General features: G+C 45.9%; 7 protein-coding genes and 1 CRISPR repeat array. Of the genes, 6 read left to right on the top strand and 1 reads right to left on the bottom strand.

Annotated features, from left to right (window positions below; all coding sequences use genetic code 11):
- The 4 genes from WN50_RS33015 to WN50_RS30080 all read left to right on the top strand — a co-directional run.
- Positions 1 to 123, top strand: a 123-nt coding sequence (locus tag WN50_RS33015) for a transposase (protein WP_200906305.1), incomplete at its 5' end; no start/stop codon positions are given.
- Positions 124 to 160: 37 nt separating this feature from the next.
- Positions 161 to 592, top strand: coding sequence for a hypothetical protein (locus WN50_RS30090; protein ID WP_200906388.1), 432 nt, complete (start codon positions 161 to 163; stop codon positions 590 to 592).
- Between the two features lie 10 nt (positions 593 to 602).
- Positions 603 to 1,448, top strand: a complete 846-nt coding sequence (locus WN50_RS30085) for an RAMP superfamily CRISPR-associated protein (protein WP_046278782.1) — start codon at positions 603 to 605, stop codon at positions 1,446 to 1,448.
- Positions 1,449 to 1,451: 3 nt separating this feature from the next.
- Entirely contained in the window at positions 1,452 to 1,901 is a 450-nt protein-coding gene (locus WN50_RS30080; RefSeq protein WP_046278783.1) for a hypothetical protein, read from the top strand.
- A 159-nt stretch (positions 1,902 to 2,060) separates the two neighbouring features.
- Positions 2,061 to 3,872: direct repeats of the CRISPR family, unit length 36 nt; unit sequence GTTTCAACACCTTTTCTTTCTAATGAAAGTCGCTAC.
- Positions 3,873 to 4,159: 287 nt separating this feature from the next.
- Here the strand turns inward: WN50_RS30080 and WN50_RS30075 are convergent.
- Positions 4,160 to 5,746, bottom strand: coding sequence for an RAMP superfamily CRISPR-associated protein (locus WN50_RS30075; RefSeq protein WP_046278784.1), 1,587 nt, complete (start codon positions 5,744 to 5,746; stop codon positions 4,160 to 4,162).
- A 666-nt stretch (positions 5,747 to 6,412) separates the two neighbouring features.
- Here WN50_RS30075 and WN50_RS30065 point away from each other — a divergent pair.
- Both WN50_RS30065 and WN50_RS38005 read left to right on the top strand, forming a co-directional pair.
- A complete protein-coding gene (locus WN50_RS30065) occupies positions 6,413 to 9,619 on the top strand; it encodes a helicase-related protein (protein ID WP_046278785.1) in 3,207 nt (1,068 codons plus the stop codon).
- 234 nt (positions 9,620 to 9,853) lie between these two features.
- The gene (locus WN50_RS38005) at positions 9,854 to 14,698 is read left to right on the top strand and encodes a hypothetical protein (RefSeq protein WP_425354858.1); all 4,845 of its coding nucleotides are present in this window, start codon (positions 9,854 to 9,856) and stop codon (positions 14,696 to 14,698) included.
- The last annotated feature ends 248 nt before the right edge of the window (positions 14,699 to 14,946 follow it).

Here is a 14,946-nt window from a genome sequence, read left to right as displayed (position 1 = left end):
GGGTTGAAAAAACCATATGGTAAAACAGCTTTGTGGAGTCCTAGTTATTTTGCTATCTCCGTTGGCGGCGCACCTATTGACGTACTGATTCAATACATTAAGAATCAAAAAAAGCCGTCCTAGAAGGACGGGGCTTGTATCCCATTATTTTCGGTCAATTTTGGTCAAAATTATCGGTGAATACGAACCGCCCAACACGGGGATTTTAGGGGCGGGAACTCCGGTCACGGTTCGTTCTGTGCGAGGACGTTCTCGATGGGAAAAATTGGGGGCCGAATGTCCTAACCCTAAAGAGGCTATTTTACTCACGGGTGCGCTTTGGCAACAACCCCAAACCAAGCTTTCCTGTCCCACACCGCCAGGAGTCAAGGGTTATGCGGCGGAAATGGGCGTTCCTTGGCAGTCTTGGAAGAAAGTTCGCGATCGCCACGATCCCACCCGTCGAGTTGCGGTACTCACACCTGGGGAGTGGATGACTCCTGCGGGGGCGGTGTATTTGTGGGCGGGAACTTCTCCGGTTTCTCATTCGGGACCATTACCCGATCCGTTTAACCGTCACGTTTTGGGCTACGGACATTTGTGGTTATTTTGAGGACTTATTTATGACAGTTGAATGGTTAATTTGTTGCGAACCCGTTCATATTGGCGGCGCCGATAGTAGCATCCGAGGCAATAATAATCCCATTTATCGGTTGAGCGATCGCACGCCAGCTATTCCGGGAAGTTCCGTGCGGGGTGCGCTGCGAGAACACGCCGAAAATCACGAGGATTACAAAGATTTGGTCAATAATTGGTTTGGTAAAAAATTGGGGAAAAATGAAGAGATTTCCGATAATAACGTTTCACGGGGAGGGATTGCTTTAAGTTGGGCTTGGCCGGTTTGGTGGCCCGTTCATGTGTTGGGGTATGGCAATTGGTGGATCAGTTGTTTGGGTTGGCTGAACCGTTTTCAACAGCTTTCTCAACAGTCTGTTTTGAATTTAGAAGATCGCAATTTAATATATATTACCGAACAGCAGTTAAAGGGAAAAGATGTCTTTCTCCGGTGGTTGAAATTGAAAAATGTGCAGTATGATTCTGAGATCACTAATAAGATCACTAAAAATTTACCCCGTTCCCAAAACATACCGAGCATCGACATTCCTAGCGATCGCTTAATTGTGGTTCCAGATACCAGTATTAATCTGTTTGTGGATATGGGGTTAGTTCGTCAACCGAGAGTGAGTATCAAGGATGAACCGGACGAAAAGGGAAATTTAATCGACAATCTTTTTGCGGTGGAAGGATTGCCTCCGGGAGCGGTATTTTTCATCACCTGGACGACTCGCGGAGAGCTTCAAAAATTAGAAAAATGGGAAAAGTTTCTCCATGATGAACATTATTTAGGTGGACTCTGGAGTGTCGGTTACGGACGGGTGGTAATTCAGCCATTTTCAGGAGGAAAATAAGTGATGGATCAAAATGTTGTATCCTATGAGTTGGATCGAGAAGTTTTTCAACTCCTCAAGGCGGGTGCAGGCTCAATTGAGCAAATTAAACAGTGGCAAGGTGCGGCCAGTGGTATTGCTGATTATGTCTCCAATTGGGGCGTTGTACGCTTTTGGGCGATGTCTCGTTCTCTCCGGTTATTAAATGGAGAAATACCCGATGCTAATGAAGGTTCGGACGAACAAAGGCGTTATTTTGCTTGGGGTGTTGCACGGGTGGTTTTATGTAAAATTGTTGGTAATGATTTAAACATTCGCTCCAATATGACAACGGATGAGTTTCAGGAACGTTTTCAAAATTTGAATTTCAATGAACAGGTTTTGTTGACAGATTTGTTAATTGAAATTGCCGATACAATTCAATTTTGGACTATGCGACTCAAGGATGCAAAAAATAGTAAAACTGAACCTTAAAGTCGTTCAATTTTACCAATTTTACTAAAATCTACTTCAGTTATAGAGAAAAGGCACGGTTAGACTGTGCCTTTATTTTTTTGCGGTATCAACACTTTTCTTTCTAATGAAATTCGCTACTCAAAAAATAGCGACTTCTCAAGCATATGAAGCTATTTTGTTTCAACACCTTTTCTTTCTAATGAAAGTCGCTACCTGACGGATTTAATTCCGAGTACGATTTCTACCGTTATTTGTTTCAACACCTTTTCTTTCTAATGAAAGTCGCTACTTCGGCACAACACGAAAATGATTTTAGAGCATGAAGCAGCAGTTTCAACACCTTTTCTTTCTAATGAAAGTCGCTACCTGCGATCGCAATATTTGGGGACGATGAAGAGATCTTGGTTTCAACACCTTTTCTTTCTAATGAAAGTCGCTACTCCGACGTTAGACAGCGCAAAAGTTGACCCGGAAAGTTTCAACACCTTTTCTTTCTAATGAAAGTCGCTACGCGGGGAGCCTGTCTGTATTGGAGTCGTTAATCGTCGGGTTTCAACACCTTTTCTTTCTAATGAAAGTCGCTACCCCTTGTTCTCGCGATTGTAGTTTTATTTAGCAGTGTTTGGTTTCAACACCTTTTCTTTCTAATGAAAGTCGCTACCTGCTTCTAAAATGCCAGCAAATCCCGAGGCGATTCAGGTTTCAACACCTTTTCTTTCTAATGAAAGTCGCTACAACATACACGCAAAGGTTCTAACGGACGAATTCATGTGTTTCAACACCTTTTCTTTCTAATGAAAGTCGCTACAGGTGGTAGTTGGGACGACATTAAAGACATGATTAGGTTTCAACACCTTTTCTTTCTAATGAAAGTCGCTACTATTTTCTTTCTTGCCATAGTCAAAACGTCCATTTAATTAGGTTTCAACACCTTTTCTTTCTAATGAAAGTCGCTACACTCTGACTACAGGAAAAAAGTTTTATCAATAAAATGTTTCAACACCTTTTCTTTCTAATGAAAGTCGCTACACGAATCTCAGGCAATGGTTTTATTTTCCCTGGCCAAGTTTCAACACCTTTTCTTTCTAATGAAAGTCGCTACACTCTTTGGGACAAGTGGATTTCCAGCCTGAGCTTGTTTCAACACCTTTTCTTTCTAATGAAAGTCGCTACTTGCAAGGCTAATTTGATTGTCTCCATTTACCGCTCTGTGTTTCAACACCTTTTCTTTCTAATGAAAGTCGCTACCTGCTTATTTGGTCTGAAGATTGCACTAAAACTTGGTTTCAACACCTTTTCTTTCTAATGAAAGTCGCTACTATCTATAGCACTACAGGCGCGTTTATCAATGTGTTTGTTTCAACACCTTTTCTTTCTAATGAAAGTCGCTACATGGTTGGGTTGATTGTAATTCTAGTTGTTGTAGCCTTGTTTCAACACCTTTTCTTTCTAATGAAAGTCGCTACCGGTGTATTGCGCCCCTGCTAATTCTAAAGTTGTATTGTTTCAACACCTTTTCTTTCTAATGAAAGTCGCTACACGGTTTGTTGACTGCAATATTTCCGATAGACATAGTTTCAACACCTTTTCTTTCTAATGAAAGTCGCTACCAGCGAATTATTATCGTGGTTAGCATCAAGAAATGATCGAAGTTTCAACACCTTTTCTTTCTAATGAAAGTCGCTACTAAAAGCAATGGAATCGGAAATCAATCAAATGACTCCCGATCAAGTTTCAACACCTTTTCTTTCTAATGAAAGTCGCTACCTACACTGTGAACTTCCGATAATTAAAGCTCGAATTGATGTTTCAACACCTTTTCTTTCTAATGAAAGTCGCTACAATTAAATTTAGGAGACAGCCAATGAAACAAATGCCAGTTTCAACACCTTTTCTTTCTAATGAAAGTCGCTACAACTATACGACACACCTTCCTAACTGCTTTTAGCGGAGGTTTCAACACCTTTTCTTTCTAATGAAAGTCGCTACCCCTCTATTTAAACCCCTTACCCTGCCTTGTGTCTAGACCCAGTTTGCGAGGGGTACTGAAAACAGCCTCGCGCATTGGGGTAAAACGGTCTAGCCAACAACCTGAAACCCTTACAGGGAGGGATATCGAGGCTCTCAACGAAACAATCAGCCTTTCAGCCATTTTGCCTGACCCTCGCAAAAATTGTCAACTCAGAGAAATTAATCCGGATCAGGAGTCCGGTGTCAGGGGTTTGCGGTCATGTCAATAACAGCTTATTCACCCCTATCCTTAAAAGATCACCCGATTATTGGGACGGCCAAATGCGAGTAAAATGTTTTTGGCGGAGAGTTTCTTCAACATTGGGATCGAATACTGTCAGCAAACAGAAACTCTCATATTGTCGCACGGCATAACCCGAAGGTCGAGGTTTTTTACCCTTCTTTTTGCTATCTTCATCATCAATAACTCCACACCAACTCGGTTTATCCTTCGCATTAGTGCTACAAACTTTATGAACAATTTCTTCCCAGAGGGTCGGTTCACCTTGCCAAATACTAACAATTTTTCCAACAGTTGTGTTATTGGAAAATTGCAACCCGGCTCTTTCAGCTTGCTGACGAATAATTTCCTGTAAAAGTTCGATGAGAGACTGAAGATATTGACCGGGATTTTCTTCAAAAACCCCACTGGAAGCCACAGGAGAAACCTCAAATTCACTTCCGCGAAACCCATTGAACCTTTTCAGTTTATGAGGGGGACGTCGCCAACCGGGGCCAAGTCCACCCAAGCGACTACTTAAATCCAATAATCCCCCAATTAAATCATCAAATGATGAATTACAATCAACATTAATCACCCAAGTTTCATGGGCATCTTTTGCTTTAATATTTGCATAGTCTTGATTTTGTAATTTAAACGGGGATTTAACTTGCCCTAAATAACTCGTCAGTTGAAGTTGGGCGGGACTTGTTAGCCCTCCAAAAACTTTGTTCGTGAGTGCGATCGCATTTTGACGGGAAAGTAACGACAACGCCAACCGGGTAAAATATCCCCGCAAATTTGCCCGCAAAACTTGAGGAGTCCAACGATAAATTCCATTTTGGTTCTTTTCGGGTTTATTTGGATTATTATTATACTGTTGGACACAGGGTTTCATTCCCGTGAGTTTTATTTGCCATTTTCCAGACGGAATAGAAGTTCCCAAACGCCCAAACCCCGAAGCCGTTCCCCGTCCTATTCCCCGCTTTTCTAACATTTGTTTGAGTTGGGTTTTCAGCCATTCTTTCTGTTGAGAAGTTGCCCCTTCTTTCAACAAAACTTGTAAGCTTTTGTTTCCGGGAGTCGGTTTTGGGGGATGTTTTGGCGCAACTTGCCACTGAACGCTTAACTTATTACTTTTTTCATTAAAAACTTGCCATTCTTGTTGAGCATAAAGCGGAAACGGTTTTAGATCTTTTAACAGTACACTTTCAAACCGAATTTTGCGGGGTTGCCAACCGGTTTTATCGGGTTTCAACAAACTCAACCAAAATTGTTGTTCCGAGGCTTCGAGGTTGGGTAAATTGGTTTTAATCCACTTCAAAAATGCACCCCGTATACTCGAACCTGGAATATAGGGAACGCCGCCAACTTGTGCGGGTAAAATTCCCCCTTCTGAAAATATATAACCCCCGACTTGAATCGGACTGAGAACTTCTAATTTATCAACTCGAACGGTGTATTGCTTCCCGTTGCGTGGCTCTACGGTTCCATTCCAAGCGTTAATAATTTCTTTATTACTGTTTGGTTTTTGAACAATATCTTCTGTTTTGGGAGTCCAACCTTTTTCTTCTTCGGGCTTGTCACAATTAACGGTGTACCATTTTGGCATATCTTCAGGTAAAGGCAACATAATAGTCTTAGGATTGGGTGTGATTTAGATTCGATTCGATTAATTTCGTGAAAATTTTCCTTAATTTATAGTGTACACCAGCCAAAGTTTAAACGCCATCACAAACCATAAATCAAAAGTTATTTTACTTGAAAAATTCGATAATTTTACGTTGGGTTGTCTGTTAGTGTCGGGTGTCAGGTGTTCAAGATTATCGATGATATATTGAGATGAGCCGCAGCTTAATCTAATAAAAGGAGGCAATCGTTACTACATCAAAAAAAACTGATATGTTTGGATATTTTTTTAACAACAAAAGTTCTATAAAAATCGCCTATTTAAGTCAGAAATAGGAGAAAATAGAGATGTTAGGTGTTGGGTGTCAGGTATTAGATGTTAGGTGTTGGGTGTTATGTTCGATCAAACCCGAAAGGTGTCAGGTGTCAGGTGTTAGACGTTGGGTGTTATGTTCGATGAAACCTGAAACCCGAAAGGTGTTGGGTGTCAGGTGTCAGGTGTCAGGTGTTAGACGTTGGGTGTTATGTTCGATGAAACCTGAAACCCGAAACCCGAAACCCGAAACCTGAAACCCGAAACCCGAAACCTGAAACCTGAAACCTGAAACCCGAAACCCGAAACCCGAAACCCAAAACCCGAAACCTTCAAGATCCATCCGAGGACTGCGCCGTGACTGAACTATTACCGGGAACAGAAGTGATCGCCCGTGGTTTGAAATGGGAAGTTGTGACTTCTCAACCGCTAGGACAACAAACCCTTTATCGCCTGCGCTGTTTGGAAGGGGTCATACGCGGAGAGGAACTTGATATTTTGGTTCCCTTTGAAACTATTCGGGCGCTGCGGCGAGAACTCAACCCCGCCAAAGCCTCTCCCCTGGCAAATTGGCTGGTTTATCATCAAGCCTTTCTCCTCGAACAAGCTTTGGGTCAACGGGCTTTGCAGGCGGTGCAACCGGGGCGACTGCGACTCGAACCCTATCAACTGGTTCCGGTTTTACGCGCCCTTCGCATGAGTCGGGTGCGACTGCTGTTGGCTGATGGGGTGGGTTTGGGAAAAACCATTCAGGCGGGACTGGTGTTAACGGAGTTGATGGCGCGGCGGATGGCGCACCGGATTTTAATCGTATCTCCCGCCGGCCCCCTGCTGGAACAGTGGAAGCTGGAAATGTCCGAACGGTTTAGCTTGCGGTTTGACGTGGTGAACCGTTCCCACTTGCAGGAAATACGTCGCAGTAACGAACTGGGGGCGAACCCCTTTGATTATATCCCCCTCGGTTTGGTTTCCATTGACTTCCTCAAACAGGAACGCATTCTCGACCTTTTGGAACGGGCCAGCTATGATGTGATTATCCTCGATGAAGCCCATCACTGCATGGACTTGGGAAACATTGGCGATCGCGAAGACTCTCAACGCCGTCGGCTGGCGGAAGTTTTGGCTCGACGCTGCGATACGTTTTTGATGTTAACCGCCACCCCCCACGATGGGAACGATCGCTCTTTTGCGTCTTTGTGCGAACTGCTTGACCCCTCTTTGGTGGATGGACGGGGAAGCTTGCGGGGCGATCGCTACAAACGCCACGTGATCCGACGCCTGAAACGCCACATTGTCGATCCCGTCACTAAAGAACTCCAGTTCAAAGAACGGATCGTCAAACCGCAGCCGGTCGCCGCCGATCCGCAACACTATCCCCAGTTTGAAGCCTTGCAGAGGGGACTCCTCGAACTTCTCGCCCCCCAACTGAAACGCGCCTTTCGAGCCAAACGCTACAGCGATGTTTTGGCGTTTATCGCCCTACTCAAGCGCAGCGTTTCCAGCGTCGAAGCCTGTAAAGCGACGTTGGGGGTTGTTGCCGATCGCTTTCAACAGATTCTCACCCAAAGTTCAGAAAGTCAAGAAAGTCGCCGCCAGCGTTTAAAAACCCTCAAAGATTATCAGCGAAAACTCGAACGTTTTGGCACGGTTAGCGTTGAAGAAGAAGAAGAACAAGCGTTGCTCGAAGCCGAAGAAATTGCCCAACAACTCGCCGAATTGCAGCGAGAAATACGCTCAACTTCTCCGACGGTGAGCCGCATTTCCAACCTAGTCGAATCTTTGGATGAATTGGTCAGTTTAGCCGAAGCTGCCCTTTCTCAAGATCCAAAACTCGACCAATTAATTCGAGAAATTCAAACCATTCGCACCCAAGAACCCGATGCCAATATTCTCATTTACACCGAATATATCGACTCCCAAAAAGCCGCCATTAAAGCCTTAGAAAAGGCAAAAATCGGCACGGTTATCGCCATGAGTGGCCAGGATAGCAACGAAATTCGCAGTCAAATGACCTCCCGTTTTTGCCGCGAAGCCAATTTGGTTTTAATCAGTACCGATACCGCCGCCGAAGGGTTAAACCTACAACAAAAGTGCCACCATTTGATTCATCTGGAACTGCCTTTTAACCCGAACCGTTTGGAACAGCGCAACGGTAGAATTGACCGCTTTGGGCAGAAATTTAACCCCGAAGTTCGCTATCTTTACCTGCAAGGTACCTTTGAAGAACGGATTTTACTGCGGTTAATTGCCAAGTACGAACGGCAGCGATCGCGCCTGACATTTGTACCCAATACTTTGGGCGTGACCACCAGCAGCGATGTCACCACCGAAAAACTGCTCAAAGGCTTAATTGATGAAGATGAAAAACGCTCAACTTCCCAACAATTGCCCCTATTTTCCCTCGTTAACGAAGGGGGAGGAATAGACTTGACCGACATCGATGAAAATCAAGGAAGCGATATCGCCACCCGAGAACTTTTGGAAGAAATTGATAAAAGTTTGAAAGGGTTTGAACAAGCCGCCAAAACTAACGCTTGGTTGGCTGATGTGGGGATGAACGCCGAAAGCCAACTGTTAGCTGATGCGGAAACCCTACGCGCCGAAGGTTCAAAAGCCAGTGGGGTAGATTTGCTAAACTTTGTTTGCGATGCGGTGCAGTTAGACGGCGGAGACGTGAACGCCGAAAAAGACCAATTGTTTGAGATCAAACTTCCCCCCGCTTGGCATTCGGGGACCGAAGATCTGCCGGGATACGATCGCGAAAGCCGCACGGTTCGCCTCACCACCAACCTCGATATCACCCGCGATCGCCAAGATCGCCCCGTCGGTTATTTGGGGCGGGCGCATCCCCTGGTTAGACGGGCAATTGATCGGGTTCGCAACCTGTCCTTTGGCGGAACCGCAGAACAAGATCCGCGAGTCAGTGCGGTTCTCGCCGATGTCGATCAACCCACCCTTTTGCTAACCTACGTCGGGCGAATTTTATCCGATAGCGGACGAGAATTTGAACGGGTTGTCGCCGTTGAGTTTCCCCAAACCGGAAAACCGAAATTTTTGCCCAAAGCCGAACAGTGGTTAAAGTTCGCTGATCGCCAAAATGCCATCAAAACCGCCAAAGTCTGGGAAAACCACTTTCACGCATTGTGGGAAGCGGGACTCGAAGGGGGTAAACGGGCAGTTGAGTCGGGCTTTCAACCCCTGGCGGAAACCTTTGTTGGGGAATTTCAAGCCAACTTGGAAGAAGAACAATCGCGTTTGAAAGAGTGGCTGGATCTGCGACATCAGGAAATTCTCCCCCTGGAGGCGATCGCCAGTCAACAGTTGGGCTTATTTGATGCCGTTCCAGTTTCCGAACCTCCCAGTTGGACAACCCTTGACGACCCCCTGGAAAAACTCGCGGCTTTTAGCGTCGATCCGAGTCAACCGCCAAAACTGCGAAGCGAAGCCGATGGAGTGCTGCGACTTTATCACAAGCGACAACAGGACTTAGAAAACCGACTTCATTTGCATCCGCTCGAAATTGTTCCCATCGGTGTATTAATGCTCGTTCCCCGGTCGAAATAATCTGTTACGCATCTAAATTACACGAGCGGCCAATTCCAGACACCCGAAACCCAACACCCAACAACCAACACCCAACACCCGACACCCGACACCCGACACCCAACAACCAACACCCGACACCCGACACCCGACACCCGACACCGATCTTTACAATGCAGTTTAAATTCACAACAGTTTAATCATGGCTTTAGAAATGATCTTTACAATGCAGTTTAAATTCACAACAGTTTAATCATGGCTTTAGAAATTTTAGAACACAATTCCTTTACCGGGCCGGCTTTCCCCGAACCCTTTGTTAAGTTTGAACTCGAAAAACAACTCGCCAAGAAAAAACTCCTCGCCAAAACCACCGGAACCGAAGGCAAAACCCTACAGCAGTCTTGGGAGGTTTACCGCCGCAAACTGCGAGAACTTTCCACAATGGGCGGCGCCGTTCGCGTTTTTAACCACGTTGTTGAACCCCTGATCGAACGCTTGGGATACGCCACCGCAGAAAATGCCGATCAGGTTCAAACCCGCGAAGGTTTGGAGTCGGGGGGTTATTTGCTAAAAACCGCAGACGGTTCATCGAAACTGCGAGTCTGGACGACGGCTTTTGAAGAAGATCTCGACGCACCCGCCAAACGGGGGTTGGCTTACCGTTTTTCCCATCTGCGCGTCGCCCAACGGGTGCTGCTGACTTCCGGCGAACGGGTTGGACTCCTCACCAACGGCGTTGAACTGCGGGTGTTAATTTCCGATCCCGCCCGTCCCGACTCCCAACTGATCGTCCCCATCGACACTCACTGGAAGCGATCGCGATCGGTACCCGACAGTTACCGCCTGGTTTTGGCTTTGAGTTCGCCCGAGGGAATTGTAGCGGTTCCCGAGTTGGTCGAAAAAGCCAGACTGCAACAGGCTCAAGTTACCAAAGATTTGAGGATTCAAGCAAGACGGGCGGTAAGGCTGTTTATTCAAGAAATTTTAGATCGCCATCAGGTGTCGGGTGTCGGGTTTCGGGTGTCGGGTGCTGGGGATGGGGATGAGGTGTCGGGTATTTTAGCAGGGGAAGATGTCAGTGGAATTGAGGGAAGTCAAGACTTATCGGGATCTCAGGGTTTGGAATCAGGCGATGGATCTGGTGGTGGAGTGCTACCAACTGACTCGGAAGTTTCCGCAGACAGAGACTTACGGACTCAGCAGCCAGATCCAAAGGGCGGCGGTATCAATTCCGGCGAATATCGCCGAGGGGAAGGGCAGATATCATCTCAAAGAATACATTCAACATCTATACATCGCCAACGGCTCGCTGATGGAGTTGGAAACTCATCTAATGATAGCCGGGAGACTGGCTTATCTGAACCATCAGGAACTCGAAGCAATGCTGAAATTGACCTCGGAAGTGGGTTCCAAGCTGAATCGTTTGATCAAAACCTTGAAGCAAAAACAACACCCGACACCCGACACCTGAAACCCGATACCCAACACCTACCCCCGGACGCCCTCGCCAAACAACTCTGGCGAGAAGGGTTAATTGTGGTTTATCGGCTGTTGTTTGTTCTCAAGCTGGAAACCAGCGATGACCCCGCCAGGGCTTTTAGTTTTGCTTCTACCAGTCTTTGGCGCAATTCTTTTTCGCCGACAACGGCTTTGGCGAAGTATGTCCGTCGGGTTCTCGATGAGGGGATGGAAACGGGCGAATTTCTCGAACAGGGCTTAAAGCTGATGTTTCGGATGTTTGCTGAGGGGTTGGAATGTACCGAACTCCATGTTAAACCCTTGGGCGGGGCGCTGTTTGGGCCGAATACCACGCCGATTTTATCATCCTTGAGTTGGGGTGAACGGGCGGTTGCTCATTTGTTGGATCAGTTGCTTTGGACGGCCAAACGGCGGGGGGCGATCGCCAGAGAACGGGTTCACTACGGATCGCTGGATGTGGAAGACTTGGGACGGGTTTATGAGGCGCTGCTAGAACTTGAACCGGGTATCGCCACAGAACCCATGTGTCGGCTGCAACGCGACAAATTACAAGTGGTGGTTCCTCTCGCCCAGGGGGAAAAATACCGCCCGGTTGTGCAGTCGGAAACCGACGGCGACATTGACATCGAAGACGATAACGAAGAAGAAACCCCCAAACGCAGTAAAAAAACCAAGGTTCAATGGATCGAGGAAATTAAGCCCGGACAGTTTTATTTGCGGGTCGGGTTGGGGCGCAAGTCGAGCGGTTCCTATTATACCCCCCATTCTTTCGTGCGGTTTTTGGTGCGGGAAACTTTGGGCGCGAAAGTCGATGAATGCAGCCCCAAAGACGACCCCAACCCCCCCGCTATTCTCAAGCTAAAGGTTCTCGATCCGGCGATGGGTAGCGGACATTTTTTGGTTGAAGCCTGTCGGTTTCTCGGCGATCGACTGTACGAGGCTTGTCGGCTGTGCGATGAGAAAATATTAGCCGCAGAACAAGCTTCTGAACCGGTCGATCCGGCGACACCCAACTCCGACCCCAACGCGATCGCGGATGTTTACCGTCAGCGCATTCTCGCCCTTCCCGACCCGGAAAAGAAACTCCTCAACTATCTTCCCAGTTCCGCCCCGGAAGGTCAAGAGTCAGGCTATTCTCAACAAGAAGCCCAAGCGCTTTGTCGCCGCATGGTGGCGGTTCACTGTCTCTATGGTGTCGATAAAAACCCCCTGGCGGTGGAGTTGGCGAAGTTGTCGCTGTGGTTGGAGTCTCACGCGGAGGGTTTACCGCTAACGTTTTTGGATCACCGTCTGCTGTTGGGGGATTCTCTGACGGGGCCATTTTTTCACCATTTACTCACCTATCCGGGTACCCAACAGGAGATCGATCCGTTGCTGTTTCGGGGGATTCGAGAACGGTTTACCGAGGCGATGGCGCAGGCTTTAACTCATGTTAAATCCCTAGAAGCTACGGTGGGATTTAATTTATCCGAGTTGAAGGCAAAAGAGGCGGCAAAAGATAAGTTAGATCGGGCGTTGGCTCCGTTTAAAATTATAGCGGCCGCTTGGTCGGGCGGGGTTATGTTGGGAAATTGCGATGATATTGCTTACGCCAATTTGGTTAAATTTTTTGCGGAAAATGGCGAGTTACCCGAAGATTTCAGCGCCCTTGAAACTTCCGATCCGGTATCGTTGCGACAGGCGATCGCGAAGGGTTTGGGTGTTGGGGATGAGGTGTCGGGTGTCGGGTGTCGGGTGTCGGGTGTTGGGGATGAGGTTTCGGGTGTCGGGTTTCCGGTTTCGGGTGATTTATCGGCTTTTTTAACCGATACTTCTATTCCTGCTTTTTCCTACGATTTAATGTTTGCTGAGGTGTTTTATCCGACCGGAAATTTAAACGAGGTTTACGGTTTTGATGTTGTTTTAGGTAATCCACCTTGGGATGCTGTTCGACCCAAAGCTAAAGAATTTTTTGCATCTTATGATTTTGGGATTTTAGATGCACCAACTAAACCAGAAAGAATTGCGATTGAAGAACGGATAAAAGCAGATGCAAAGATTTCCAAACTTCACGAAGATTATGAGGCAGAATTTAAAGAACAGCATCAAATTCACGATATTTTATATCAATATCAAGTCGTCCGTGTTAACGGTTCAAAAACGGGAGGCGATCCAGATGCAGCCAAGTTATTTGCAGAGCGAAATACACAACTTTTACATCAATCTGGTATAACAGGTGTCGTCATTCCATCAGGATTTCACGCTAATGAAGGAGCGACGGGAATTAGACGGCTTTACTTTGAAAATATGGCTTGTCAGTGCTGTTATTCTTTTGAAAACCGCAGAAAGTTATTTGAAATTCATGCAAGTTTCAAATTTGCAACTGTTATTGCTCAAAAAGGAAAGCAAACCACAGAATTTCCCTGTGCTTTTTATCTCCATGATGATGAATGGCTGTTTGAGGAAAAAGAACAGCGTCCACCTTTAAACTACACCCTTGATTTTATTCAAAAAACCGGGGGTGATTATCTCAGTTTGTTAGAATTGCAGTCTGAAAAAGATTTAGAAGTTGCTAAAGTTTGTTTTGCCAATGGTGAACCCTTTGGAACGGTTTGCGATCGCTTAAAGATTAAATTAGGTCGTGAACTTCATATGACTGATGATGCTTGGCGGTTTACAAACACTGATGAGATTTTACCCAACGGTGAAGATCCTAGAGATCCGGATATTGCCAAACAATTGTTAGAGCGAGGTTATCTCGTTCTACATGAAGGAAAAACATTTTGGCTTTATAATGATAGATGGGAAAGTAGACCAAAACATTTGGTTTCACTGGAGTCTATAAAAGATCGTCCTCAATGGTTACAGTCTCAAAAATTTTATAGATTAATTTTTAGAAAAGTAGCAAGCTCTACTAATGAACGAACTTTAATTTCTTGTTTGCTACCTTCTTTGTGGTTATCAAGTGATAGCACATTTGCCGAACAGTCTTCAGACCAAAGAAACATAAATTTAGCACTAAATTTATCGGCTATTTGTTCCAGTTTTACTACGGATTTTTGTGTGCGTCAGCTTGTAACTTCTAATGTTAATCTTTTCATCCTCAACCGTATTCCGATACCCGACACCCGACACCCAACACCCGACACCTTCCTCGCCCATTCTGCCCTTCGTTTAACTTGTAATCATTCGGGTTATGAACCATTGTGGCGTGAACAGTTGGGGGATGTATGGCGAGAAAATAATAGTTTAGAAGGCGAAAACTCAACGGTTAAATTTCCGGTATTAGCCAGTGATGATGAACGTTGGAAAGTTCGGGCTGCTATTGACGCCGTTATCGCCCAAGCGTACCACCTCAACCGAGAACAATATTGTCATGTTCTTTCGACATTTAGCCACAAAAGTTATCCGAAAGCACGCCAATTGTGTTTGGAAATGTTCGATGAATTAGAAAGTATTGGACTGGAAGCGTTTACGCAAAAATATGACCCCTATCACGATATTCCGTTAAATGAAAACCTCCCCAAACCCGTGATTAGTTTACCCATTCCCGAAACCAATTCGGCGACAACAGATGACGGTTTTCAACTGACTTCCCCACCCGTTAAAGAGAAGTCAACCAAACGAAGGCGAAAGAAATAGTAAGCTGTTGTGGATTTAAACTGCAGGTGTTGGGTTTCGGGTGTCGGGTGTTGGGTGTCGGGTGTTGGGCGTTGGGTGTTGGGTAATTTAGATGTGTAACAGCTTATTGGTTTGTAAATTGTTGTTTCGGTTTATCCAATATGAAAGATAAAAAGCAATGCAACCCAGGATTAATCCCCCTAAATCCCCCTTCAAAAGGGGGACTTTCAACCGTGTTATTCTTTATTCCCCCCTTTCAAAGCGGTAGG

Source organism: Limnoraphis robusta CS-951, from assembly GCF_000972705.2.
Note: the sequence above shows the minus strand (reverse complement) of the source record. Positions and strands in the feature narration are given on the sequence as shown.

Excerpts from the sequence above, each read along its gene's own strand:
- WN50_RS30085 (WP_046278782.1), top strand. The coding sequence starts at position 603 with ATGACAGTTGAATGGTTAATTTGTTGCGAACCCGTTCATATTGGCGGC.
- WN50_RS30080 (WP_046278783.1), top strand. The coding sequence starts at position 1,452 with ATGGATCAAAATGTTGTATCCTATGAGTTGGATCGAGAAGTTTTTCAA.
- WN50_RS30075 (WP_046278784.1), bottom strand. The coding sequence starts at position 5,746 with ATGTTGCCTTTACCTGAAGATATGCCAAAATGGTACACCGTTAATTGT.
- WN50_RS38005 (WP_425354858.1), top strand. The coding sequence starts at position 9,854 with ATGGCTTTAGAAATTTTAGAACACAATTCCTTTACCGGGCCGGCTTTC.